The organism is Polaribacter haliotis, from assembly GCF_014784055.1.
GTDB classification, from domain to species: domain Bacteria; phylum Bacteroidota; class Bacteroidia; order Flavobacteriales; family Flavobacteriaceae; genus Polaribacter; species Polaribacter haliotis.
In genome coordinates, this window is sequence record NZ_CP061813.1 from 3021810 (window position 1) to 3045502 (window position 23693).

Sequence of the window (23693 nt, forward strand, 5' to 3'; positions counted from 1 at the left end):
GGATTTTATATAGGTTTTTAGTTCCATTGATTACGTCCAAAAAAGATATTCAAAAATTTAATATAATATGTTAAGTATAGATCCAAAAGAAATTTCGACAGGCCAATTACATGGCTATTTATTAGGTGCAGTTGCACCAAGACCAATTGCTTTTGCAAGTACAATAGACGAAGATGGAAATGCAAATTTATCGCCATTTAGTTTTTTTAATGTATTTGGTTCGAATCCGCCAATTATGATTTTTTCTCCAGCCAGAAGAGTTCGAGATAATACCATTAAACATACTTTAGAAAATGCTATGGCAACCAAAGAAGTGGTTATAAATATAGTAAATTATAACATTGTACAACAAATGTCTTTGAGTTCTACAGAATATCCAAAAGGAGTTAACGAGTTCGAAAAAGCAGGTTTTACCATGTTAAAATCCGACAAAATTAAACCTTTTAGAGTTGCAGAATCTCCAGTACAATTCGAATGTAAGGTAAATGATGTTATTTTTACGGGAGATGAGGGTGGAGCAGGAAACTTAATTGTTTGCGAGGTTGTTAAAATTCATATTTCTGAAGATGTTTTAGATGAAAATGGAGCTATAGATCAATATAAAATAGATTTAGTTGCAAGAGCAGGAGGAAGTTATTATTCCAGAGCCAGAGATGGTTTTTTCGAAATTCCGAAACCAATTTCTACGTTGGGAATTGGTGTAGATGCAATCTCATTAGAAATTAGAAACAGCACTGTTTTAACAGGAAATAATTTAGGAATGTTAGGGAATGTAGAAGAACTGCCAAATGAAAAAAATGTTGATAACTTTGCAAAAGAACATCCGCAGTTTATTGGGTTAGAAACCACAAAAAAACATACATTTGCGCAAGAGTTTTTAATAAAGAATGATGTAGAAAGTGCTTGGAAAGTGCTTTTAATTAAATAGTTAAGGTTTATATTATGGAAGTTATTGGTAAAGTAAAGTTAATTGGAGAAGTTCAGACATTTGGTTCTAACGGTTTTAGAAAAAGAGAATTAGTAGTTACTACAGATGAGCAATATCCACAAATGATAATGGTCGAATTTGTACAAGATAAATGCGATTTATTAAATAGTTATGCTGTTGGACAAGACGTAAAAGTTTCTATTAATTTAAGAGGTAGAGAATGGATTAACCCACAAGGAGAGGCTAAATATTTTAATTCTATCCAAGGATGGAGAATCGAGAACTTATCTCAAGCGGCTCCAAATCAAGGAAATTTACCTCCAGTAGATCAATTTAAAGAAGCATCTAATGTTTCTGATGCAGAACCAGACGATTTACCATTTTAAAAAAAAAGAAACAAGAAGCAAGATTTTCTTGAAACAAGATAAAAAAAGAGTGTAAATTAAATTTTACACTCTTTTTTTACGTTTTATTTTTAATCTTTATTCTTGCGTCTCTTTTCTTTTTTCTAAAAAAAAAATCTACTTTTTCTCTCCCTTTTTCGGCATTGGTCCACGTAAGTGAATAATTAATCCGTTTAAGAAATTACGTAAAATTTGGTCGCCACATTCTACATATTTATCATGATCTTCGCTTCTGAAAAGCGCACCTAATTCTGCCTTAGAAACTTTAAAATCTACCAAAGCACAAATTTCTACAATATCTGTATCACGCAATTTATGCGCAACACGTAATTTTTTTAAAATATCATTATTTGTTAATCCCATATTGCAAATATACTTTTTTAAGTAACTACTTTAAAAATTGCCCATCCATAAATTGCAAATCTTAAAAAACGAAATAATCCAAAAAACACTACATTTTTAAACGGATATTTAATCATACCAGCGGCTAAACACGCAATAGAAAAAGGTAGTGGTAATAATGCACCTACTAAAATTAAAAAACCTCCCCATTTACGGGTGTTTTTTAAATTTGCTGCCATTTTAACTTCCAAATAGATTCTTACAGAATCTATTTTTAATGTTAATCTTCCTAAAAAGTAAGAAATTAAACCTCCTGAATAAGAAAGTAATGCTAAAAGAGATAAATTTAAAATAGGTTCACTTGTCTTTTTTGTCCAAGCAATAAATATTTCTGGTGGAATTAATCCTAAAAGTGTTTCAGAAATAAAAAAGGTTATTAAAATACCAAGTCTAGAAAATGTTTCTGTTATAGTTTCTAAACCTTCATTAATGTCATACACATATTTATTGAAAAGGAATAAGCCCAAAACAACGAAAACAATAGGAATAAATGCTTTTTTAACACTTTCCCAAACGAATATATAGAAACCAGTTCTTCCATAATAATTATGAAGCCTTTTTCCTATAAATGCCGTTTTTTTCTTTCTTCTTTTTCGCTTTTTTTCCAAGAAACATTTGTTTTTGTGAAGCTACAAAAATAGAAACAAATTCTAAATAAAAGTTTGTAGAATTTTACATTAACTATTTTTTAAGATTTCTTTAAATTCGCTTAACTTTTAAAGCATATTAAATTGATTTGGCTCACAGATAAAATAATTTTTCCTCCTTACGAACTCACTTCCAAAGAAGGTATTATAGCTTTGGGTGGCGATTTAAGTGCAGAAAGATTAATTTATGCCTACAAAAACGGAATTTTCCCTTGGTTCTCGGAAGACGATCCAATTGTTTGGTATTGTCCGTTTGAAAGAATGGTTTTGTTTCCAGAAGAAATAAAAATTTCTAAATCGATGCGAAAAATAATTAACAATGGTGCTTTTACAATTACAGAAAATAAAGCTTTTGAAGAAGTAATTTATAATTGTAAAAATATCGAAAGAAAAGATGGTTTTGGCACTTGGATTACAGATGATATGGAGCAAGCATACATTAATTTACATAAAAAAGGAGTTGCAAAATCAATTGAAGTTTGGCTTGATGATAAATTGGTTGGTGGTTTATATGGTTTAGAAGTAAACAATATTTTCTGCGGAGAAAGTATGTTTAGTAAATTTTCCAATGCTTCTAAATTAGCATTTATATATTTGGCTACAAGTAAAAAATATAAATTAATAGATTGCCAAATTTATAACGAACATTTGGCAAGTTTAGGCGCGAAAGAAATAGATAGAAATTTATTTTTAGAGATTTTGAAGAATAATCCTTAATAAAATACAATTCTAAATTAAACAATAAAAGGTTCAAAATGTGAACTTGAACCTTTTATTGTTTTTATAAATATTAACTTTATCCTTTGTAGAACTAATAGTTAAAATATATTACTTCATAGAATGCAAACCAATTGCATTTCCATCAATATCCATTAAAATAGATACGAAACCAAATTCACCAATAAACATTTTTGGTCTTATTATTTTTCCGCCAGCTTTTTCTACTTTTGCTTCTTCGATTGTACAATCTTCCGATTCGAAATAAACAACTGTATTGTTATTACCTGCAATAAAATTTTCTTTTTCTACTAAAGCTCCAGTAATATTTCCACTTTTTGGGTCGAAAGGAAACCCAGCTTGTTTACCAGCTTCAATCGGGAAATCTACCAATTTAATATTAAAAATAGCTTCGTAGAATTCTTTAGCATTATTTAAGTTAGATACATTAATGTCGAACCAATTTACAGGATTTACATTTTTCATTTTATTATGTTTTATAGTTATTGCGTTATTGCACTACAAAGATGCAATGACTTTGAAATATAAAATTGTAAAAATGGGACAAGGCTATTTTTCGCTGTCGAAAATCAATGACATTTTTAAATCATCGCCATAAAATTCTTTTGGTGTAACGCCTGTAAATTCTTTAAAATCTTTTATAAAATGAGCTTGGTCGAAATATTCGTTTTCATACGCTAAATCTGTAAGGCTTTTTACTTTGTTATTTAATAATGTTTTTAAAGTAGTTTGAATTCTAATTGTTTTAGAAAGTTGTTTAGGACTTAAACCAATGGTGGAAGAAAATTTACGGGTTAATTGCCTGCGATTAATATTATTTTGTTGTGAAAGTTCATTTACAGAAAATTGTCCATTGGCATTCAAAATTGTTTCAACTGTAGATTTTACGATGGTATCAATTGTTTTTTTATGAACTAATTTGTTAAGTAAAAAGTTTTCGATTAATGTTATTCTTTCAATCGTAGAGTTTGCGTTTAAGATTTTTTCTCCAATTTCTTTTCCGTCTTTCCCAAAAACATTTTCGATTGGTACAGCTGTATTCTGAATTTCCTTAATAGTTAAAGTAGAAAAAGGTAAAAAACCATTTGGTTGAAATCGAACAACAAAAGAGCCAGTAATACCAAGAGGTTCTACAATATATGGTTTTGTTAATTGACCAATTAAAAAACATTTTGGTAGAATTATACTTTCTTTTTCGTTTTTGTGATGTTTGTAAGTTTCTCCATAATGAAAGATTAATTTCATTGTTCCATCAGGAATTATGGTGTTTTTTATTGGTGTATTCTCTAAATCTCCTTCTAGAGTCCAATAACATTTAACCCATTCTTCTAAATCTTTTTGTGGCTGAAATATTTTATGATCCATTAAGAATTATTTGCTTTACAAATTACATTTTTTAATGTTTAGAAACAAGTGAAACAAAAAACAACCATTCTCGAAAGAAAATGGCTGTTACTAATTAATTAAAAATATAGTTTTTAAATCTTTCGAAGAAAAATATCTCCACTAATGGTGTTTAGTTTTAAAGAAGAAGTTCCTTTGTTAATAGTTGCTATAATTTTAGAGCCATAACCTCTTTTTTTGTTTTTATCAAAATCGATATCTAAATCAGAATATACAGAACCTGATAAGGTTTTTGCTTCGAATTTTGCGTCAGAAACATAAATATCTATGTCTCCACTTATTGTTTTTAGATGCATGTTTTTAGAGTGTTTTTTAATGGTAATATTTCCACTTATTAAATCTAAATTCAACTCGCCAATATACTTTTCTGCTTCTACACTTCCAGAAATACTTTTTATTTTTAATTCCATGTTTATTGGAACGTAAATCACATAATTTACAATGTTAGAATGTTGGTTTTTACAACAATCTTCATCATCTTTAGTATCTTCTCCTTCTTTGTGGGAATGAGAAAAATAACTTCTGTATTTTTTGAAATACTCACCATAATCTGAACTTATTTTATAAGTCCCGCCAATTTTATCTGTTTTAAAATTGAAATAATCGTTGTGTTTATTATCATCGATATTTACAGTCGCTTCAACAGAAATTTCGTTTTTATTCCAATTTTTAATAATGATATTGCTCGCAAATTTTAGGTTTACGTAAACGTCTTCAATACCATTTGCTTTGGTGTTTTCTATTACTTTTTTTTGTGCTGTTAGGTTGTTAAAAGTCAATAACAATCCTATGAATAAGAGTAAACTTTTCATTTTTAATGTTTTAAATTGTGTGAATTATTTTTTTATGATGTCATTTTGAGTGAAACGCAGTGAAATCGAAAAATCTTATATTATTACGTTTATATTCAGATTTCTCCACAAGGTCGAAATGACATTCTTTTGTCATTTTGAGTGAAACGTAGTGGAATCGAAAAATCTTAAGATATTAAACTTCTATTGATATTTCTCTACAAGATCGGAATGACATTTTGGTATTACTTTTTTCTCAAGTAAATATTACCCATAGAAGATTTAATGTAGATTTTTACACCACCATTATTCAGTTTGCTGTTAATACTTTTGTTACCACTAACATTTGGCAAACCTTTCTTTTTTGGAGTATCGAAATCGAAATTCGTGTACACAGTTCCTTGGGTTCTTAATTCTAAATCTGCTTTTGTGTTTGCTGGAATTGCCACATCAATTTCCGAAACAGAAGAACTAATTGTTATTGGAGATGTTTGGCTTACTTTATCGAAATCGATATCAATTTTACCAACACTTGTATTTGCAGTAATTGGGCCAGTTACGTTTTTCATTTCTATCTTGCCAACATTGGTTGCAACTTCTACTTCGCCAGTAAAACCTTCTAAGGAAACAGAGCCTAAATTACCCGCATTTACAGAAATATTCATGGTTTTTGGTAATGTTAAGTTGATGCCATTTCTTTGATACATTGATTTTAAATCGGTAACATATAAAACTGAACCTTCTTTTGTAATAGAAAATCCAAAACCATCTGAATTGTCTTTTCCATTTGGATATACAGCTGTTAAGCCTTTTCTTTTTTCTGCTTTTTCTTTTTGATGATCTTCATGCCCAGAATGATTGTTGCGTACTTTTTTATTATCTGTAAGTACCAATTCTGATGTATTTTCAGCCGTTAAAACAATTTTTGTTCCACTTGCTAAAACGACTTTTTTAATGCCAGACAAAGAGTATTTAAATTCCTTTTCCTGTGCAGATAAAATACTTGTAACAAATAATAATAGGATTAATATTTTTTTCATGATTTCTTAATTTTTTATAATAAACTTGGTAAATTTAGTTCGACTTGTTGTTTTACATATAGAGGAGTTTCCTCGTTTTTTAATAATTTTTGCATAGATTCAATCGCTCTTTTTTCTTGAATTTTTGCTAAAATTTGAATCAACTCTATTTGTACAGAAGAGTTTTCATCGGTTTCTAGAGATTTTATTAAAGCATCTCTTACAATAATTTCTGACGAAAATTTAGACAACGTTTCTGCTGCAGCTAAACGTACATTTGCATTTTTATCAAAAAATAATCTATTAATTAAAGCTTCAATAATTTTGGTGTCTTTTTTAGTAAATTCTTCTGCATCTGAGACTCCTAGAATTCTCTTGCTTGCAGAACTGTTTTCTAATAAAGCCAAAACTTGTTTTTGGTTTTCATTTTTTACACTTGCAATTTGGGTGATGTTAGATTGATGTTTTCCAAAAAGAAATGCGCCAATAATAATTACAATACTCGCAGCAACTTTTAGGTATGATATCCAATCTTGTTGTGGTTTTAATTGAATTACTTTTGGTGTTGCAGTTTCTATTTCTTGAGCTAACATCTTATTAAAATTGTCACGCAAATTAGCAGAAGGGGTTTCCATTTCTTGGCTGTCTAGAACTGCTAAAAAAGATTTCATTTCTTCTAATTCTTTGTTACAATTTGTACAAGATTTTAAATGCTCTTTTACTTCAGAATTTGCAACTTCTGATAAAGATTTGTTTAAAAACCCTGTAAATTTATGTTGAATGTCGGTACATTTCATAATCTTATATTTGAAAATATATTTCTTTTAATTTTTTTAATGCTCTGTGTGTTTTCACTTTTACAGCATTTTCGCTACTGCCAATAATCTGGGCAATTTGATCGTATTTTATTTCCTGAAAACGATGCATTACAATTAATTCTCTTTCGGAACTTTTTAACTTTAACAAAGCTCTTTGTAAATGGTCTAATTCTTCTTGTTTACTTTCGGAAACTGCTGTTTCGTTAGAACCTAATAAATCGTCATCAATTTCATTTGTTCTTTCTTTTTTTGTTTTTTGGTAATATGTGGAAAAAATGTTTCTTGCAATTGTAAAAATCCAAGCTGCAAAATTTCCGTTTTTATAAGATGCTTTGTATTTAATTACTTTTAAAAAAACATCTTGTGTTAAATCTTCACTTACCATTTTATTATGTACCATTTTATTAAAAAAATTATATATACGTACATGATATCTATCAAATAGAATGGTTAACAAATCTAATTTGCCATCTGCAATCTCTAACATTATTTCCTCGTCAGTTAAATGTTTCAATGGTTGGTGTGGTTGGTTTCTATTCTTAAAACCTTCAATTTACAAAAAGGTTACATTTTTATTTAAAAAATATGAAAGCAAAAAAAAAATCCTGAGTGTTAACTCAGGATTTTAAATATTTTAAGAAAATAAGTTCTTATTTTTTAGCTAATAAATCTCTAATTTCAGCTAATAAATCTTCTTGACTTGGTCCTTTTGGAGCTTCAGGAGCTGCTTCTTCTTTCTTTTTCATTTTATTGTATGCTTTTATCATCATAAACATAACAAAACCAACAATAATTAAATTGATAATTGTATCAATCCAAGCACCATATAAAATTGCATTTTCTGGAGTTGCTACTTTTCCAGCGGCATCTACAACTGCTTCAGATAAAACATATTTTTTATCTGCTAAACTAACACCACCTGTAAACATACCAACAATAGGCATAACAATATTACTAACAAAACCTTTAACAACTGCGCCAATTGCGCCAGCCATAATTACTGCAACTGCGAATTCAATTACATTCCCACCAGTAATAAATTCTTTAAATTCTTTTAACATTATATTCTATTTAAATGGTTAATTAAGTTGCTAAAGTAATAAAAATTATTATTTTTTTAACACTTTTTTAACTCTTTGCGAAATTGCAGTTAAAGTTTCGTAGACAATTGTTTCAGAAACATTTGCAATATGCTGTATCATATTCTGGTGATTAAAAAGAACAACTTCATCTCCTTCTTTACAATCTATTTTAGAAACGTTTACCATAATCATGTCCATACAAACATTTCCAATTATAGGTGCTTTTTGGTTATTGATTAAAACATACCCTTTTTTATTCCCCAATTTTCTAGACAAACCATCTGCATGACCAATAGGAATTGTTGCCGTTTTTGTAGGTCTTTTTGCAACGAAAGCTCTATTATAACCTACACTTTCGCCTAATTTAATTATATGAATTTGAGAAATAATAGATTTTAAATTGTGTGTATTCTTAAGTTGAGAAGTTTCTTTTTCGTCATTTCCAAAACCATACAAACCAATTCCAATTCTAACCATATCAAATTGAGCTTTTGCATAATTAACTACTCCAGAAGTATTTAAAATATGCAACATAGGTTCATAACCTAAATGTTTATAAAACTCTTGTGCTATGTAAGCAAAATTATTAATCTGGTTGATGGTAAAATCTTGTTCTTCTAAATCTTCACTTGCGGCTAAATGAGAAAATAAAGATTGTACTTTTACGTGATTTGTTTCTTTTAAATCAGAGATGATTTTTGGAATATCTGTATGCCAAAAACCTAATCTATTTAAACCTGTATTAAATTTTATATGAATAGGATAATTCATTAAAGGAGCATCGTCTGCTAATTTTAAAAAAGCATCAAATATTTGAAAATTATATAAATTAGGTTCCAATCTATAATCTACAATGTCTTGTAAATTTTGAATATGAGGATGTAAAACTAAAATAGGAGTTTTAACACCTGCTTCACGAAGTGCAATTCCTTCATGAGCATAAGCAACCGCAAAATAATTTACTTTATCTTCTAAATATTGGGCAACTTGCACGCCATCACTTCCATAACCAAAAGCTTTTACAACTGCTAAAACTTTGGTTTCTGGTTGTAATTTATTTTTGAAATAATTTAGGTTATGGTCTAAAGCATTTCCATCAATTTCTAAAACTGTAACGTGATTATTCATCTGTAGAATTTTCTTTTTTAGAGACAATTTCTTCCTTTTGTTTTTTTAACGCTTTATAGTATGCAGCTCTACTTAAAGGCTCATATTCTTGCATTTCACCCAACATTACAATCTTATCATTTTGGGCTTTTCTAAAACTATAATGCGCTAAATTTCCTGTGTGTGTACAAACTGCATGTACTTTGGTGACGTATTCTGCAGTTGCCATTAAAGCTGGCATTGGTCCAAAAGGATTTCCTTTAAAATCCATATCTAAACCAGCAACAATTACACGAACGCCTCTATTTGCCAAGTCGTTACAAACTGCTACAATTTCATCATCAAAAAACTGGGCTTCATCTATACCAACAACATCTACATCTGTAGCTAAAAGTCTAATATTAGAAGAAACAGGAACAGGTGTTGATCGAATTCTATTGTCATTATGAGATACAACTTCCTCCTCATCATAACGTGTATCTACAGCAGGTTTAAAGATTTCTACGCGCTGTTTTGCAAATTGTGCACGTTTTAAACGCCTAATTAATTCTTCTGTTTTACCAGAAAACATAGAACCACAAATTACTTCTATCCAACCAAATTGTTCTGTGTGATTTACTGTATTTTCAAGAAACATTTTGTAATTTTAAGCGTTATATTTTTGTAACTTTACGTTACTTTGAGTTTCAACAAATTTATGAATATTTACGAGTAAAAATTAAATTCAACTTACAACTTATGCACAAAAAATTAGAAGCCGATTTAATAAGTTTAGCACACAGCATCTTACAGATGAAAAATAAAGACAATGTGTTTTTATTGAAACAAAAATCGAAAGAGATTTACGAAAAACTATCTGTTTTAGCATTTGTTGAAGAATATGTAAACTCTACAGTGAATATAAAAGAATCCAAAGAAGAGTTGTTGGATAAAGTTGAAAAAGCATTCGAAAAGAAAGATATTGCTTTAGAAGAAATTGTTGAAGAAAATTCAGAAGAAACTGTTATACATAATTTAGAAGACGAATATTTAGAAGTAGATAAAACAGAAATTTTAGAGCAACCTTTTGATGAATTAGAAGAAATTTTAGCATCGGAACCTATCGAAAATGAAGAAACAAGCGAGTATTTAGAAGTAGAAAGTGAAAATAAAATAGATGAAAAGGTTGATTTCACAAAAGAAGAAGCTCCTTTTACTTTAGAGGAAGTTAAAAAGATTCATGAAGAAAATAGCGCTTCTCCAACCAGTTTTAAAGACGATCCAAAAGATGTTGGCGAACGTAATTCTTTAACATTAGAAGAAGAATTACAGGATACAATTCCTGTAGATGTTATGGCAAATTTATTTGAGCCAGCAAAACCAAAATCTTTAAATGATAGATTATCTGGCAATATTCAAATTGGTTTAAATGACAGAATTACTTTTGTAAAGAATTTGTTTGAAGGAAGTCAAGAAGATTTTAATAGAGTTGTTTCTCAATTAAACACAACCAAGACAGAAAAAGAAGCCAAAAAGTTTATCAATAAAATGGTGAAACCAGATTATAATTGGACAAAACACGAAGAATTAGAAGCGCGTTTTATGGAAATAATAGAACGTAAATTCGCTTAAAAAGATTGAAAATTTTGAGTTTAAAATTCAAAGTTGAACAAGCTTATCATTTCGACTTTATAGAGAAATCTTTTATACAATTATACATCTAAACAATTACACAGAAACTTGAAACCTGTTTTAATTCATACACATTTTCACAAACGCAGAACTGGAGTTACCAGAAGTATCGAAAATGTTTTTCCTTTTTTTTCTGATGAATATGAGGCTTATATTTATGGAAATACTGCAAAAGGCAAAAATATTTCTTTTACGGAATTAAAGAAAATATTGTTTTCAAAGAGAGAAGTTGTGGTGCATTGTCATAGAAATAACGAAATTATTCGAATGCTTATTTTCAGGGCTTTGGGTGCAAAATTTAAGTTGATTGCTACACGTCATGCAGAATCTAAACCATCTAATCTTACTCTAAAATTATTAAAAAGTGCAGACAAAGTTGTTACGCTTATAAAATCGATGAGCGATAATTTAGGTATTAAAAACACTATTGTTGGTCATGGAGTAAATGTTTCTGAATTTATTCCGAAGGAAAACGTTTCGTTAGATAATATTCAACAAGAAAATATCATTTTGTGCGCAGGAAGAGTTAGAAAAGCAAAAGGACAAGTTGTTTTATTAGAAGCTTCCAAAATTTTAAAAGAACACAAAAATTGGGCATTGGTAATTGTTGGTAAAGTTGATAAACCAGATTTTTTATCAGAATTAAAAGCAATTGCAAAAAAACATTCCGTAGAAAATCAAGTTTATTTTATTGATGAAACTTCGGATATTGTTTCTTATTATCAGGCATCAAAAATTGTGGTTGTACCCAGTTTTTCTGAAGGATTTTCTTTAGTTACAGCAGAAGCCATGTCTTGTGGATGTTCTGTAATTGCTACTAAAAATGTAGGTGTGCATTCCCAATTAATTCAAGATAAAAAAGATGGTTATTTATTTGAAGCTGGAAATATAGCTGAATTAGAAACTATTTTGCAACAAAAAATAAGAGCAGAATTACCACTTTTAGGAAACGAAGCAAGAGAAACGATTCTTAAAAATTGGAGTGCTAAAAAAGAGGCAGAAAATTTAATGGAGGTTTATAAAAGTTAAATAGAATGCCATTCCTGCGAAGGCAGGAATTTAAACTACCTCAAATAAATGAGCTTTAAAAAAAATAAAAATTAATGAAATATTAAACCCTAATTACTTTTTTGGACAATTTGTATGGATTCCTGCCTTCGCAGGAATGACAAAAAGAGTTTTTATTTGTGAATTAGTGGAAAATTCTACCCAATTTTATTCTTCAATTCTGCCACAACTTTCTTACTATTTCCAATAAAAATTTCATTATCAACAATAAAAACAGGTCTTTTTAAGAATGTGTATTCATCTAAAATAAACTGTCTGTAATCTGCTTCCGATAAAGTTTGGTTTTTCAAATCCATAGATTTGTACAATTTTGCACGTTTGTTAAACAAGTCTTCATAACTTCCAGAAAGTTTGTACATTTCTTCCAATTGAGCAACGTTTACTGGGTTTGCTTTTATTTCTTGACGTTCAAAACCATCTGTATTTACTTCTTTTAGAATTCTTCTACAGGTATCACAAGTTTGCAAAAAATAGACTTTCTTCATTATTTATATCATTATATTTACAGTCCAAAATTAACAATAAAAATGAAGAAACAATTCCATATTTTAAGAAAATCGAGAGCTTTAACTTTAAAAACAATTGAAGGCTTAACGTTAGAGCAATTAAATAAAATACCTGAAGGTTTTAAAAATAACATTGCTTGGAATATTGCACATTTAGTAGTTACACAACAATTATTACATTACAAATTATCTGGCTTAAACTGTTTATGTCCAGATGAATTAATTGAAACACATAGAAAAGGAACTTTTCCAACAAAAGATTTTACACAAGAAGAATTTGATGAGGTTTTAGACCTTTTTGCAGGTTTACCAGATACGTTAGAAGAAGATTATGAAGCTGGAATTTTTAAGGAATATCGAGAATATCCTACAAGTACAGGTGTAGATTTAGATTCTATGGACATGGCTATTCCTTTTAATAATTTTCATGAAGGTTTACATGTTGGAATTATTTTTTCAATTAAAAAGTTTATATAATTTTCTATGGATTATTTTCTAATTGCCACTGTTTTAATAGTGCTTTCTGCAGTTTTCGGTTATATAAATACCAAATTTTTAAAGCTACCAACCACAATTGGTTTAATGCTGATAACCATTGTTTTTACACTGGCTGTTTTTGTGTTAAGCTATTTTGATGATACTTTATTAATCAAAGAAAGAGAATTGATTACAAGTATCGATTTTAAAACAGTTTTATTAGATGTAATGTTGAGTTTTCTATTGTTTGCAGGTGCTTTACATACTAATTTTCAGCAATTAAAAATTCAAAGAAAACCAGTTTTAATTTTCGCGACTCTTGGAACTTTAATTTCTACTTTTTTAGCAGGATTTTTCGTTTTTTATGTATTAAAAATGATTCATTTAGATGTCGACTTTATCTATTGCCTATTATTTGGGGCATTAATTTCGCCAACAGATCCAATAGCCGTTTTAGGAATTATGAAAAAAGTAGGCGCTCCCAAAAATTTGGAAACCAAAATTGTTGGAGAATCGCTTTTTAATGATGGAGTTGGAGTTGTTATTTTTTTAACAATCTATCAAATTGCAAAAGGAGGAACAGAAATTTCTGCAGGTCATATAGCAGAATTATTTTTTGTTGAAGTTGCAGGAGGAATTATTTTAGGGTTGTTAATTGGTTGGATAACTTATAGATTATTAAAAAGTATAGACGAATATGATACTGAAGTAATTATAACATTAGCTGCAGTTATGGGTGGAACTTTAATTGCACAAAAATTACATGTTTCTGCACCTTTAGCAATGGTAACAGCTGGTTTAATTGTAGGTACAGATACTGTAAGGAAATCTTCTATGAGCGTTATTACAGAACAATATGTAGATAAGTTTTGGGAGTTGTTAGACGTACTTTTAAACACCATTCTTTTTGTAATGATTGGAATGGAAATTTTAGTTTTAACTTTTGATGCAACCTACATTTTAGCAGGTTTTATTATAATTCCTGTGTTGCTTTTAGCAAGATATATTTCTTTGTTATTGCCGATAAAAATCTACGCAAAGAAATTAGATTTTGTTCCAAAAACGAATTTAATTATGACTTGGGGAGGTTTACGTGGTGGAATTTCAATTGCATTAGCGTTAAGTCTTACAAGTGATATGGAACGAGATTTGTTTTTAGTAATTACTTATATTGTTGTTGTGTTTTCAATTTTAATACAAGGATTAACAGTAGGTAAATTAATAAAGAAGTACGCAAAAGAAACAGAGATAATAGAAGTAACTTCACATTAAATAATTTCTATAGAATGAAGTTTAATACCAAAACAATTCACGGAGGTCAAAAACCAGAAGAAAAAACTGGGGCTGTTGTGCCACCTATATTTCAAACTTCTACGTTTTCACAATTTAGTGCTGGAGAAAATCAAGAATATAGTTATTCCAGAGGTTCAAACCCTACAAGAACTGCGTTGGAAAAAAGTTTGGCTTCTTTAGAAAACGGAACACATGGTTTTGCTTTTTCCTCTGGTTTAGCTGCAATAGATTGTGTTTTAAGAACATTAAAACCCGGTGACGAAATTATAGCAGGAAACGATTTGTATGGAGGAACTTACAGGTTATTTACAAAATTATTCGAAAAATACGGATTGGAATTTACATACGTAAATATGGATTCTGATAAGGATATTTTAAATGCAATTTCTGAAAATACAAAATTAGTTTGGTTAGAAACACCAACAAACCCCACATTAAAAATAGTAGATATTGAAGCAATTTGTGTTGCAGTAAAAAATGTGAATACAGATATTTTAATTGGAGTAGATAATACATTTGCAACGCCATATTTACAACAACCTTTAAATTTAGGAGCAGATATTGTAATGCATTCTGCAACAAAATATTTAGGAGGGCATTCCGATTTAATAATGGGAGCTTTAGTTGTAAAAGATGCAAAATTAGCAGAAGAAATTCATTTTATACAATTTGCAGCAGGTGCAATTGCAGGGCCAATGGATTCTTTTTTAGCATTAAGAGGCATAAAAACTTTGCATATTAGAATGCAGCGTCATTGTGAAAATGCTATTGAAGTTGCTCAGTTTTTAAAAAATCATCCGAAAGTTGGTGCTGTTTATTTTCCGGGTTTAAATGACCATCCAAATCATGAGATTGCTAAAAAACAAATGAAGAATTTTGGTGGTGTTGTTTCATTTACTCTAAAGGATGAAAGCAAAGATGCCACTTTTAAATTTTTAGAAAATATAAAACTTTTTACCTTGGCAGAATCTTTAGGAGGTGTGGAAAGTATGGTAAATCATTCAGCAACAATGTCTCATGCATCAGTTACAAAAGAAGCGCGTTTAAAAATGGGAATAACAGATTCTTTAATGCGTTTAAGTGTTGGAATTGAAGATATAGAGGATTTGTTAGCAGATTTAGAGAAGGCTTTAAAGTTAAAATAATAATTGATTTAGTTTTTTTAAGGGATTGAGTAAGTGCGTTAGGGATTGAAATGACATCCTTTTTGCTTTTTTGCAAAAAGATACAATGGAAAGCCCGCTCGAACGCCCAAAAAAAATAAAAATTTATGGATTTTATTTTACTAAAACAATCCGTTAATTTGAGAATCGATTCTGTCTATAATATAGCCTAAATCTTCTTGATTGTCTACAAAATCTAAATTATCGACATCTATTACTAATAATTTTCCTTTTTTGTAAGTAGAAATCCAAGCTTCGTAACGTTCGTTTAATCGGCTTAAATAATCGATAGAAATAGAGTTTTCGTATTCTCTACCTCGTTTGTGAATTTGCCCTACCAAAGTAGAAATATCCGCACGTAAATAAATGAGTAAATCTGGTGGAGAAACTAAGTTTTCCATCAATTCGAATAGAGAGCTGTAATTGCTGTAATCTCTATTGGTCATTAGCCCCATTGCATGTAAATTGGGTGCGAAAATATGGGCATCTTCGTAAATTGTTCTATCTTGGATAATGTTATTCCCAGATTCTCTTAACTCTAAAATTTGACGAAAACGACTGTTTAAAAAATATACTTGCAAGTTAAAAGACCAACGTTCCATTTCTCCATAAAAATCGTCTAAATATGGGTTTTCATCTACAGATTCGTAATGAGGTTTCCATTTGTAATGTTTGGCTAAAAGTTTGGTTAGCGTAGTTTTACCAGCGCCAATATTTCCTGCAATTGCAACGTGCATATTTAAAGTATATAAGATTAAAAAGGGATGCTAAAGTACGCATTTTTTGCAATTTTAACAGAATTAACAGAGCAATTTATATCCGAAACCACGTACATTAATAATTTGCACGTTTTCATCTTTTTTTAATTTCTTACGAAGTTTAGAGATAAAAACGTCCATACTTCTTGCGTTAAAGAAATCGTCATTTCCCCATAATTTATTCAAGATAAAAGTTCGGTCTAAAATTTCGTTTTTCTTTTCTATTAAATAAAACAATAGTTGCGCTTCTCTGTGTGTAAGATTTACTTCTTCCTGGTTGAAGGTTAAAATCTGTTTTGTGTGATTAAAAGTGTAGTTTCCAATTTTTAAACTTTCTACATTTTGTTTTAATTCCACACGATTTAGTAATGCTTTTATGCGAACAATTAATTCTTCCATGGAAAATGGCTTTTTTAAATAATCGTTTCCTCCATGATTAAAACCCTCTAAAACATCGCTTGTTTGCGATTTTGCCGTTAAAAATATTATAGGAATTTGTTTATTTTCTTCTCGAATTTCTTTTGCTAAAGTGAAGCCATCTTTTTTTGGCATCATAACATCTAAAACCAAAATATCTGGTTTTTCTTGCTGATAAATTTGCAATGCTTCTTCGCCATCAACTGCATGAAAAACCGTAAAATCTCTCGATTCTAAGCTTTCTGTAACAATCATTCCTAAACTGGCTTCGTCTTCTGCTAAGAGTACTTTTATCTTATTCATTAGGCAAGTTTATTTTAAAAATGGTGTTGTTTTTTGTGGTATTTAAATGCAAATTTCCTTCGTGTTTTTCGATGATTTTTTTGCAATAATACAACCCGATTCCAAAACCTTTTACATTATGCGTATTTCCTTTTGGTACTCTATAAAATTTATCGAAAATTTTCTCTTGCTGGTTTTTCTCAATTCCATTTCCATTGTCTGCAATTGAAATTTCTGTGGTATTTAGTATTGAATTGATGGTTACTTCAATTTCATCTCCACCATATTTTACAGCATTGTCTATTAAGTTAGAAACTGCATTTTCGAAATGAAAAACATCTACGTTTGCATAAACTGGTTGCAAATTAGTTGAAAAAGAAATGGTTTTTGATGTTGATAGAAGTTGATGTTTAATCACCAATTTTTCTATAATCTCAGTAATATCTATAGTTTCTTTTTTCAATAATAATTGTTCGCTATCTAAAGTGGCTGTTTCTAACAATTTCTCCACCATTTGATGCAGTTTTTTTAACTGAACAGTAGACATGGCTAGATATTTTTTTGTTTTTTCTTTATCTTCTAAAACATTAAAATTTTCAATGGCTTCAATAGCTGTAGAAACTGTAGCAATTGGCGTTTTAAATTCGTGTGTAATATTGCTAATTAAATCGTTTTTTATACTCGCTAGTTCCTTTTGTTGATTGATAATTTTCAGCAAATAAAACAAAGAAGCAATAACTGCTAAAGACAAAAGTAATGATAGAAAAATACCAAAGAAACTTCTTTTTAAAGCCTCATAATTTGGGTTGTTGTAAAATAATTGAAAGCTTTCTCCTTTTCTAACATAGGTAGATTTAGAACTTACATAAAACTTTTCTGAAGTTAAAAGAGAATCTTTTGTTTGATGAAATAAAGTGTCTTTTTTAAGATGATGAAAACTCGTTTTTATATCAATTTGTTTTTGTTTTAATTGATTTTCTATAAGAGAATCAATTTTACTATATTCTACAGATTGGTCTAAAAAGGAAATAAAAATAGGTTCTAAACTAGTTAAGATTTTTAAACTATCTGCAGCTTTTTTTCCTCTAAAATACTTCACGTCAGTTGTAGATCCATCTTTATGCAAAGTAATTCCATTTTTATCATCCGTAAATTGGGTTATAAATTTAACAGAGTCTGTTTTTATTTGATGAAGTGAATCTGATTTCGAATTGAATTCAGTCATAAATTTTTTCATAGAATTCATCATCGAATCTCTTTTTTCTTTGGATAGATTCTCGTCTGATGTTATCTTTAAATTATTAATGGTTACTCTTGGTTTTTCATTTTTAGATGCTGTTTTTTTTATTTTTTTTAAAACCTCTCCTAAAGTTTTACTTTTATCTGAATTATCTTCAAACTTGTTAGATTTTATAATCGTTAGAAAATCGTTTTTTGCCAAAGAAGAATAATATTCTTCTATAGCATTGTCTAAACTCAACTGAATTTCATTGGTTACTAACCGCTTATTTTCTTCATAGTTCTTATAATTCCAATAACCTTGCACAGCAATTGTGGTAATTATTGTAATTACAATTAAATAGAGAATCCATCTGTATTTTTGTGTATTCATATTTCAAAGGTAGTTTCTTTTTTTAATAAAATTAAGGCGTTAACACTCGTTAACGTTCGTTAACTCTATAATCTCTTTTTCAGATGCATCTTTGTAGTGTTCAAATAAAAACTATATATCATGAAAAACTTTTCAGTATTACTATTTCTATTTTGTTCTTTAATTTCTTTTGCTCAAAAAGATAAAAGCATTACTTCTGAAATTAAAGTAACTTCAGTTTCTTATACTGTGGATACTATTGAGGAGTTGAAAACTATCGATTGGAAAAATATAAAAGAAGCGTTTGAAAACAACAAACCAGAAGAAATTATAGAATTGAATTTTGGAATCAATCTAAAAGAATCGAAATACAAAGTAAAAAGTTCCATTAAAATTTCTGGAGAAAGTAGAAATTTAGATTCTCTTTTTTTTAAGGCTAAAAAAGGAGTAAAATCACTAATAAAAATATCAAATAAATACAAAAACAAATAAATTATGAAATCAATTTTAACAATACTAACAATGGTGGTTGCATTTGGTTTAAATGCACAAAATTTTCAAGGAAAGGCTATTTATAAAACAAGTGTAAAAAGTAATTTTAAAATAAAAGATGACAAAGGTGTAGATGAAAAGTTGCAAGAAGATCTAAGAAAACGCATGGAAAAAATGAACCAAAAAACATACATTTTAAATTTCGATAAAAATGTTTCTACTTATAAAGAAGATGTAAAATTAGATGCCCCAAAACCACAGGTAGGAGGTGCAAGTCTTAGGGTTTTTTCTTTTGGAGGTTCTGGTGCATCAGATGTTTATTATAAAAATTTAAAAAAGAGTAGTTATTTAAACCAGACAGAAATTCAAGGAAAACGTTTTTTAATAAAAGACAAATTACCAAAACATGAATGGGAATTGTCTTCGGAAACGAAAAACATTGGAACTTATACTTGCTATAAAGCAACTTTTTCTAAAGAAGTAGAAAGCAAGAATATTACTATTAAAGATGGCGAATCTGTAGAAGATATTAAAAAAGAAATAATAACAACTACAGCTTGGTATACACCACAAATACCATTAAGTAATGGACCTGCTAACTACCAAGGTTTACCTGGTTTAATTTTGGAGATAAACGATGGAAAAAAAATAATTGTTTGTACAGAAATTATATTAAATCCAGAAGAAAAAATTACAATTCAAGAACCAGAAAAAGGAAAAGTAATTTCTCAAAAGAAATTTAATATAATTAGAAAAGAAAAAACAGATGAAATGATGGAGAAGATGAGGGGGAGAAATGGCTTGGATTTAGGGAATGGTGTTAACGTTAAATTTGGTGGATAAATTTTTATTTTAAAACAAATTAAACTTTTAAGTTTTTTTTAAGTCTTAAGGTTGTCCATTAACTTTAATTTTGGGCAAAAAATTAGATAAAAAAATTATGAAATCACTATTTACAGTATTAATTGCATTAGTTACAGTAACAACTTTTGCTCAGAAAAATTTCCAAGGAAAAGCAACTTACATGTCTAAAACAACAATGGATATGAGTAGTTTTGGAGATCGTTTTAACAAAATGTCGGAAGCTCAAAAGAAGCAAATAGCAACAAGAATGAAATCTTTTCTTGAAAAAACATACATTCTTACATTCGATAAATCTTCTTCAACTTATAAAGAAGATGAGAAATTAGCTGCACCAACTGCTGGTGGAGGTAGAGGCTGGGGAGGAATGTCTGGTGGAGGAGAAAAATACAAGAACACGAAAGACTTAGTGGCTTTAGAATCTATTGAGTTTTTTGGTAAAAAATTCTTAATTTCTGACGAAATGAAAAGACCAGAATGGGAATTAGGAAGCGAGACAAAAAAAATTGGAGAATATGTTTGTTATAAAGCTACACTTACAAAAGATGTAGATCCAACAGATTGGACGAACATGAGAAGAAGAGGAAGAAATGACGATGATAAAAAGAAAGATGCAGCAACAAAAGACACAGCGAATACTGTAAAAGTTTCTGATGAATTAGAAGTGCCAAAGCAAATTACAGTTACAGCATGGTATACTCCACAAATTCCAGTAAGTAATGGACCTGCAGAATATTGGGGGTTACCAGGTTTAATTTTAGAATTAAACTCAGGAAGAACAACAATTTTATGTACAGAAATAGTAATAAATCCAGAAGATAAAATAGATTTAGAAGCTCCAACAAAAGGTGATGAAGTAACGAGAGAAGAGTACAACAAAATTATCACTAAAAAAATGGAAGAGATGAGAGAGCAGTTTAGAGGTAGAGGTGGAAGAGGAAGAGGTAGAAACTAAAGATTTTTCAAATCATCAAACACAAATAGATACACACAATTTTACACAATGAAAAAAATACTACTATTAACCATATTTATGGTTTCATTTATAACAAGTGCTCAAGTAAAACTTACTGGAGTTGTTAAAGACAGTATTGGAGTTCCTTTAGAAATGGCAAACGTTTTAGCCATTAATAAAACAACTAAAAAAATGACTTCTTATGGTTTTACAGATATCAAAGGAAACTACAAATTAGATTTAGATAAGAACAGTACTTTCGATATTAAAATTAGTTATATTGGAATGAAAACATCGGAATTTGTTGTAACAACTACAACAGAAAATATTGTAAAAAATATTACAATGTTAGAAGATAATTCTTTGGATGAGATTACCATAGTTTCTAAAATGCCAGTAACCATCAAAGGAGATACGATTGTTTACAATGCAGATTCTTTTAAAAATGGTTCTGAAAGAAAGTTAGAAGATGTTTTAGAAAAATTACCTGGTGTAGAAATTAACGATGCTGGACAAATCGAAGTAGAAGGTAAAGTTGTTGAGAAAATTACAGTAGATGGGAAGGAGTTTTTTAGTGGAGATACAAAATTGGCATCAAAAAACATTCCATCGAATGCCGTTGATAAAATAGAAGTTTTAAGAAACTATGGAGATGTAGGTCAGTTAAGTGGTGTACAAAATAACCAAGATAGGGTTGCCATTAATATAAAATTAAAAGAAGGTAAAAAGAACTTCTGGTTTGGAGATGTTACTGCTGGAGCTGGTAGTGCACCAGACGAAACCTTGTATTTATTTCAGCCAAAATTATTTTATTATTCCCCAAAATATACGATAAATGTAATTGGAGACGTAAATAATTTAGGAGATGTTGTTTTAGATAGAGGAGATTTAAGAAGTTTTGGTTCTAACTTTAGAAGCCAAAGTCCATCTAATGGAACAAACATTAGTATTGCAAATGCAGGAATTGGTTTTTTAACAGCTGGAGCAAGAAATGCGAATAAAATAGAAACAAAATTATCTGCTTTAAATTTTAGTTATTCACCAAATAAAAAATTAGATTTAACTGGTTTTTTAATTTGGTCTAGCAACAGTAATGGGCAAAGAAATATTAGAGATATCGATTATATAGACCCTGCAACTCCAGACGATTTCGTAGATAATACTACCAATCAAACAAGTAACACAGGGTTGTTTCGTTTTAGTTCAATTTATAAGAAAAACATAAATAACCAATTAAATTATAATGTGTCTGGTCGTTTTTCTAATGAATTTAAAACAGAAAGTGTAGATTCTCGTGTTTTAAGTGATATTACAGAAAGAGAAAGAGCAACACCTTACACTATAAACCAAGATTTTAGTTATTTCTATACTGCAAACGAAAATAATATTTTTGCAATAGAGGTAAAACATTTATTACAAGACGAAGATCCTTTTTACATTGCTTCTTTAGAAAATGATCCAAATAATAACGACGATGTAAATAACGATGGTTTTGATGACGCAGCAGAAACATTAGGTCTAGATAGGTCTAATTCTTTCTATAACTTAGAACAAGATAGAAAAGTAAAATCGAACCAATTAGATGCGAAATTAGACTACTACCATATTTTAAATTCAAAGAGTAATTTAAATTTTGTGGCAGGAACTATTTTAAGCAAACAAAATTTTGACTCTCGTTTTTTCCAGATTTTAGATAATGGAACTGAGTTTACACCAAACCCTACAATAGATGGAATTACGGATCCGCAAACTACAAACGACACAGAATATAATTTTACAGATTTATATGCTGGAGTTCGTTATCGTTTAAAAGCCGGTATTTTTACATTTACTCCAGGTTTTACTGTGCATTCTTATAATTCTAATAATACACAATATGGTACAGAATATTTTCAAGATACATTTGTTGAGGTTTTACCAGAATTTGAAGCTTTAGCTCAATTTAAAAAAAGTGAAAGTTTAACTTTTTCATATAAAAAACAAGTTAATTTTACAGATGTAAATCAAATTGCCAGAGGTATTGTAGCAAATAGTTACAACTCTTATTTTGCTGGTAACGCAAATTTAATTAATGCGAGTACACATAACGCATCTTTATTTTATAGAAGTTTTAATCTATTTAATAATACAAATGTTTTTGCTAGAATTAATTATAATAAAACCGCAGATCAAGTAAACAGAAACACAATTTTCGAACCAGGTTCTGTTGTATCAAGTTCTACAAATCTAAACTCACCTTTCGATAACGAAAGCTTTTCTTCTTTTGTAAACGCAGGAAAAAGATTTGGTAAAATTCAAACATCTATTGGTGCTAATTATTCATTTAGTAAAACATATCAATTTATTAACGATTCGGAAAATACGAATGAGAGTTTAAATAGAGGATTAAATACAAGAATAGGTACTAATTTTAGAGAGGCTCCAAACGTAACTTTACGTTATAGAGTTAATTTTTCAGACCAAGATAACAGTGCAAGAACAGAAGTTATAAAATCTGTAACCCATGCACCTTCGATTGATTTCGATGCTTACATTTGGAATTCAGTAACATTAACTTCAGATTTCACATTTAACGAAGTTAGACAACGTGGAAGCAAACAAAGCTCATTTAATATTTGGAATGCAAAATTAGCTTACAGAAAAGATAAAGACGCAAAGTGGGAGTACGAATTGGTAGGTAATAACTTATTAGGTACAGGTTCAGAAACCTCTGTATCACAAGGTTTGTTTTCGTTTACTGTTAACGAAAGGTTTATCTTGCCAAGGTTTGTAAGTCTTAGAGTAAGATACCAATTGTAAAATTTAAAACGAAATACATA

At 29.2% G+C, this 23693-nt stretch carries 27 protein-coding genes; 12 read left to right on the top strand and 15 right to left on the bottom strand.

Annotated elements, in window-relative coordinates; genetic code table 11:
• The first annotated feature begins 67 nt into the window (after positions 1-67).
• Together H9I45_RS12970 and H9I45_RS12975 are read left to right on the top strand one after the other, a co-directional pair.
• Positions 68-928 (top strand): flavin reductase family protein, encoded by an 861-nt coding sequence (locus tag H9I45_RS12970; protein WP_088353880.1) that lies wholly within the window; start codon positions 68-70, stop codon positions 926-928.
• A gap of 14 nt (positions 929-942) precedes the next feature.
• Positions 943-1314 (top strand): DUF3127 domain-containing protein, encoded by a 372-nt coding sequence (locus tag H9I45_RS12975; protein ID WP_088353881.1) that lies wholly within the window; start codon positions 943-945, stop codon positions 1312-1314.
• A gap of 135 nt (positions 1315-1449) precedes the next feature.
• Here H9I45_RS12975 and H9I45_RS12980 read toward each other — a convergent pair whose 3' ends face one another.
• Together H9I45_RS12980 and H9I45_RS12985 are read right to left on the bottom strand one after the other, a co-directional pair.
• The gene (locus H9I45_RS12980; protein WP_088353882.1) at positions 1450-1695 is read right to left on the bottom strand and encodes a DUF1456 family protein; all 246 of its coding nucleotides are present in this window, start codon (positions 1693-1695) and stop codon (positions 1450-1452) included.
• A gap of 17 nt (positions 1696-1712) precedes the next feature.
• Positions 1713-2342 carry an SNARE-associated domain-containing protein gene (locus tag H9I45_RS12985; RefSeq protein WP_088353883.1) on the bottom strand — a complete coding sequence of 210 codons (630 nt, stop codon included), beginning with the start codon at positions 2340-2342 and terminating at the stop codon, positions 1713-1715.
• Between the two features lie 123 nt (positions 2343-2465).
• On the opposite strand from H9I45_RS12985, the gene aat reads away from it, so the two are divergent.
• Positions 2466-3098 (top strand): leucyl/phenylalanyl-tRNA--protein transferase, encoded by a 633-nt coding sequence (gene aat / locus H9I45_RS12990; RefSeq protein WP_088353884.1) that lies wholly within the window; start codon positions 2466-2468, stop codon positions 3096-3098.
• Between the two features lie 111 nt (positions 3099-3209).
• On the opposite strand, the gene H9I45_RS12995 is transcribed toward aat, so the two are convergent.
• From H9I45_RS12995 to H9I45_RS13035, 9 genes are all read right to left on the bottom strand, one after another.
• Entirely contained in the window at positions 3210-3584 is a 375-nt protein-coding gene (locus H9I45_RS12995) for a VOC family protein (protein ID WP_088353885.1), read from the bottom strand.
• A gap of 84 nt (positions 3585-3668) precedes the next feature.
• On the bottom strand, positions 3669-4484 hold the full coding sequence (locus H9I45_RS13000; protein ID WP_088353886.1) for a helix-turn-helix domain-containing protein: 816 nt from the start codon (positions 4482-4484) through the stop codon (positions 3669-3671).
• Positions 4485-4597: 113 nt separating this feature from the next.
• Positions 4598-5335: a DUF4097 family beta strand repeat-containing protein gene (locus H9I45_RS13005; protein WP_088353887.1), complete on the bottom strand. Its 738-nt coding sequence runs from the start codon at positions 5333-5335 to the stop codon at positions 4598-4600.
• Positions 5336-5559: 224 nt separating this feature from the next.
• A complete protein-coding gene (locus H9I45_RS13010) occupies positions 5560-6354 on the bottom strand; it encodes a DUF4097 family beta strand repeat-containing protein (RefSeq protein ID WP_088353888.1) in 795 nt (264 codons plus the stop codon).
• Positions 6355-6368: 14 nt separating this feature from the next.
• The gene (locus H9I45_RS13015) at positions 6369-7130 is read right to left on the bottom strand and encodes a HEAT repeat domain-containing protein (protein WP_088353889.1); all 762 of its coding nucleotides are present in this window, start codon (positions 7128-7130) and stop codon (positions 6369-6371) included.
• 4 nt (positions 7131-7134) lie between these two features.
• Positions 7135-7665 carry an RNA polymerase sigma factor gene (locus H9I45_RS13020; protein WP_088353890.1) on the bottom strand — a complete coding sequence of 177 codons (531 nt, stop codon included), beginning with the start codon at positions 7663-7665 and terminating at the stop codon, positions 7135-7137.
• Positions 7666-7801: 136 nt separating this feature from the next.
• On the bottom strand, positions 7802-8212 hold the full coding sequence (gene mscL, locus H9I45_RS13025) for a large conductance mechanosensitive channel protein MscL (RefSeq protein WP_088353891.1): 411 nt from the start codon (positions 8210-8212) through the stop codon (positions 7802-7804).
• 48 nt (positions 8213-8260) lie between these two features.
• The gene (gene alr / locus H9I45_RS13030; RefSeq protein WP_088353892.1) at positions 8261-9361 is read right to left on the bottom strand and encodes an alanine racemase; all 1101 of its coding nucleotides are present in this window, start codon (positions 9359-9361) and stop codon (positions 8261-8263) included.
• Complete coding sequence (locus tag H9I45_RS13035; protein ID WP_088353893.1) at positions 9354-9977, bottom strand: thymidine kinase; 624 nt, start codon at positions 9975-9977, stop codon at positions 9354-9356. Before H9I45_RS13035 ends, alr begins: the two co-directional genes overlap by 8 nt.
• 101 nt (positions 9978-10078) lie before the next feature.
• On the opposite strand from H9I45_RS13035, the gene H9I45_RS13040 reads away from it, so the two are divergent.
• A complete protein-coding gene (locus tag H9I45_RS13040) occupies positions 10079-10951 on the top strand; it encodes a DUF8457 domain-containing protein (RefSeq protein ID WP_088353894.1) in 873 nt (290 codons plus the stop codon).
• A 108-nt stretch (positions 10952-11059) separates the two neighbouring features.
• Positions 11060-12040, top strand: a complete 981-nt coding sequence (locus H9I45_RS13045; RefSeq protein ID WP_088353895.1) for a glycosyltransferase family 4 protein — start codon at positions 11060-11062, stop codon at positions 12038-12040.
• 176 nt (positions 12041-12216) lie between these two features.
• Here H9I45_RS13045 and H9I45_RS13050 read toward each other — a convergent pair whose 3' ends face one another.
• Positions 12217-12564: an arsenate reductase family protein gene (locus tag H9I45_RS13050; protein ID WP_088353896.1), complete on the bottom strand. Its 348-nt coding sequence runs from the start codon at positions 12562-12564 to the stop codon at positions 12217-12219.
• A gap of 42 nt (positions 12565-12606) precedes the next feature.
• Here H9I45_RS13050 and H9I45_RS13055 point away from each other — a divergent pair, with 42 nt between their 5' ends.
• The 3 genes from H9I45_RS13055 to H9I45_RS13065 are packed head-to-tail and all read left to right on the top strand — an operon-like array spanning position 12607 to position 15500.
• Entirely contained in the window at positions 12607-13062 is a 456-nt protein-coding gene (locus H9I45_RS13055; RefSeq protein WP_088353897.1) for a DinB family protein, read from the top strand.
• A gap of 6 nt (positions 13063-13068) precedes the next feature.
• Positions 13069-14334: a cation:proton antiporter gene (locus H9I45_RS13060; RefSeq protein WP_088353898.1), complete on the top strand. Its 1266-nt coding sequence runs from the start codon at positions 13069-13071 to the stop codon at positions 14332-14334.
• A 14-nt stretch (positions 14335-14348) separates the two neighbouring features.
• Positions 14349-15500 (top strand): cystathionine gamma-synthase, encoded by a 1152-nt coding sequence (locus H9I45_RS13065; protein WP_088353899.1) that lies wholly within the window; start codon positions 14349-14351, stop codon positions 15498-15500.
• 140 nt (positions 15501-15640) lie between these two features.
• Here H9I45_RS13065 and H9I45_RS13070 read toward each other — a convergent pair whose 3' ends face one another.
• The 3 genes from H9I45_RS13070 to H9I45_RS13080 form a co-directional block, all read right to left on the bottom strand.
• On the bottom strand, positions 15641-16255 hold the full coding sequence (locus tag H9I45_RS13070; protein ID WP_088353900.1) for a deoxynucleoside kinase: 615 nt from the start codon (positions 16253-16255) through the stop codon (positions 15641-15643).
• Positions 16256-16318: 63 nt separating this feature from the next.
• Positions 16319-16996 (bottom strand): response regulator transcription factor, encoded by a 678-nt coding sequence (locus H9I45_RS13075; RefSeq protein WP_088353901.1) that lies wholly within the window; start codon positions 16994-16996, stop codon positions 16319-16321.
• A complete protein-coding gene (locus tag H9I45_RS13080; protein WP_088353902.1) occupies positions 16989-18587 on the bottom strand; it encodes a sensor histidine kinase in 1599 nt (532 codons plus the stop codon). Before H9I45_RS13080 ends, H9I45_RS13075 begins: the two co-directional genes overlap by 8 nt.
• Positions 18588-18707: 120 nt before the next feature.
• On the opposite strand from H9I45_RS13080, the gene H9I45_RS13085 reads away from it, so the two are divergent.
• From H9I45_RS13085 to H9I45_RS13100, 4 genes are all read left to right on the top strand, one after another.
• A complete protein-coding gene (locus H9I45_RS13085) occupies positions 18708-19058 on the top strand; it encodes a hypothetical protein (RefSeq protein WP_088353903.1) in 351 nt (116 codons plus the stop codon).
• A 3-nt stretch (positions 19059-19061) separates the two neighbouring features.
• Positions 19062-19901, top strand: a complete 840-nt coding sequence (locus H9I45_RS13090; protein WP_088353904.1) for a GLPGLI family protein — start codon at positions 19062-19064, stop codon at positions 19899-19901.
• A gap of 97 nt (positions 19902-19998) precedes the next feature.
• Positions 19999-20874 carry a GLPGLI family protein gene (locus tag H9I45_RS13095; RefSeq protein WP_088354044.1) on the top strand — a complete coding sequence of 292 codons (876 nt, stop codon included), beginning with the start codon at positions 19999-20001 and terminating at the stop codon, positions 20872-20874.
• A gap of 48 nt (positions 20875-20922) precedes the next feature.
• Complete coding sequence (locus H9I45_RS13100) at positions 20923-23673, top strand: carboxypeptidase-like regulatory domain-containing protein (RefSeq protein ID WP_088353905.1); 2751 nt, start codon at positions 20923-20925, stop codon at positions 23671-23673.
• The last annotated feature ends 20 nt before the right edge of the window (positions 23674-23693 follow it).

What these genes read in the sequence shown, in the direction of transcription:
- H9I45_RS12970 (WP_088353880.1), top strand. Translation starts at nt 68, where the DNA reads ATGTTAAGTATAGATCCAAAAGAAATTTCGACAGGCCAATTACATGGC.
- H9I45_RS12975 (WP_088353881.1), top strand. Translation starts at nt 943, where the DNA reads ATGGAAGTTATTGGTAAAGTAAAGTTAATTGGAGAAGTTCAGACATTT.
- H9I45_RS12980 (WP_088353882.1), bottom strand. Translation starts at nt 1,695, where the DNA reads ATGGGATTAACAAATAATGATATTTTAAAAAAATTACGTGTTGCGCAT.
- H9I45_RS12995 (WP_088353885.1), bottom strand. Translation starts at nt 3,584, where the DNA reads ATGAAAAATGTAAATCCTGTAAATTGGTTCGACATTAATGTATCTAAC.
- H9I45_RS13000 (WP_088353886.1), bottom strand. Translation starts at nt 4,484, where the DNA reads ATGGATCATAAAATATTTCAGCCACAAAAAGATTTAGAAGAATGGGTT.
- H9I45_RS13005 (WP_088353887.1), bottom strand. Translation starts at nt 5,335, where the DNA reads ATGAAAAGTTTACTCTTATTCATAGGATTGTTATTGACTTTTAACAAC.
- H9I45_RS13010 (WP_088353888.1), bottom strand. Translation starts at nt 6,354, where the DNA reads ATGAAAAAAATATTAATCCTATTATTATTTGTTACAAGTATTTTATCT.
- H9I45_RS13015 (WP_088353889.1), bottom strand. Translation starts at nt 7,130, where the DNA reads ATGAAATGTACCGACATTCAACATAAATTTACAGGGTTTTTAAACAAA.
- mscL (WP_088353891.1), bottom strand. Translation starts at nt 8,212, where the DNA reads ATGTTAAAAGAATTTAAAGAATTTATTACTGGTGGGAATGTAATTGAA.
- alr (WP_088353892.1), bottom strand. Translation starts at nt 9,361, where the DNA reads ATGAATAATCACGTTACAGTTTTAGAAATTGATGGAAATGCTTTAGAC.
- H9I45_RS13035 (WP_088353893.1), bottom strand. Translation starts at nt 9,977, where the DNA reads ATGTTTCTTGAAAATACAGTAAATCACACAGAACAATTTGGTTGGATA.
- H9I45_RS13040 (WP_088353894.1), top strand. Translation starts at nt 10,079, where the DNA reads ATGCACAAAAAATTAGAAGCCGATTTAATAAGTTTAGCACACAGCATC.
- H9I45_RS13050 (WP_088353896.1), bottom strand. Translation starts at nt 12,564, where the DNA reads ATGAAGAAAGTCTATTTTTTGCAAACTTGTGATACCTGTAGAAGAATT.
- H9I45_RS13055 (WP_088353897.1), top strand. Translation starts at nt 12,607, where the DNA reads ATGAAGAAACAATTCCATATTTTAAGAAAATCGAGAGCTTTAACTTTA.
- H9I45_RS13060 (WP_088353898.1), top strand. Translation starts at nt 13,069, where the DNA reads ATGGATTATTTTCTAATTGCCACTGTTTTAATAGTGCTTTCTGCAGTT.
- H9I45_RS13065 (WP_088353899.1), top strand. Translation starts at nt 14,349, where the DNA reads ATGAAGTTTAATACCAAAACAATTCACGGAGGTCAAAAACCAGAAGAA.
- H9I45_RS13070 (WP_088353900.1), bottom strand. Translation starts at nt 16,255, where the DNA reads ATGCACGTTGCAATTGCAGGAAATATTGGCGCTGGTAAAACTACGCTA.
- H9I45_RS13075 (WP_088353901.1), bottom strand. Translation starts at nt 16,996, where the DNA reads ATGAATAAGATAAAAGTACTCTTAGCAGAAGACGAAGCCAGTTTAGGA.
- H9I45_RS13080 (WP_088353902.1), bottom strand. Translation starts at nt 18,587, where the DNA reads ATGAATACACAAAAATACAGATGGATTCTCTATTTAATTGTAATTACA.
- H9I45_RS13085 (WP_088353903.1), top strand. Translation starts at nt 18,708, where the DNA reads ATGAAAAACTTTTCAGTATTACTATTTCTATTTTGTTCTTTAATTTCT.
- H9I45_RS13090 (WP_088353904.1), top strand. Translation starts at nt 19,062, where the DNA reads ATGAAATCAATTTTAACAATACTAACAATGGTGGTTGCATTTGGTTTA.
- H9I45_RS13095 (WP_088354044.1), top strand. Translation starts at nt 19,999, where the DNA reads ATGAAATCACTATTTACAGTATTAATTGCATTAGTTACAGTAACAACT.
- H9I45_RS13100 (WP_088353905.1), top strand. Translation starts at nt 20,923, where the DNA reads ATGAAAAAAATACTACTATTAACCATATTTATGGTTTCATTTATAACA.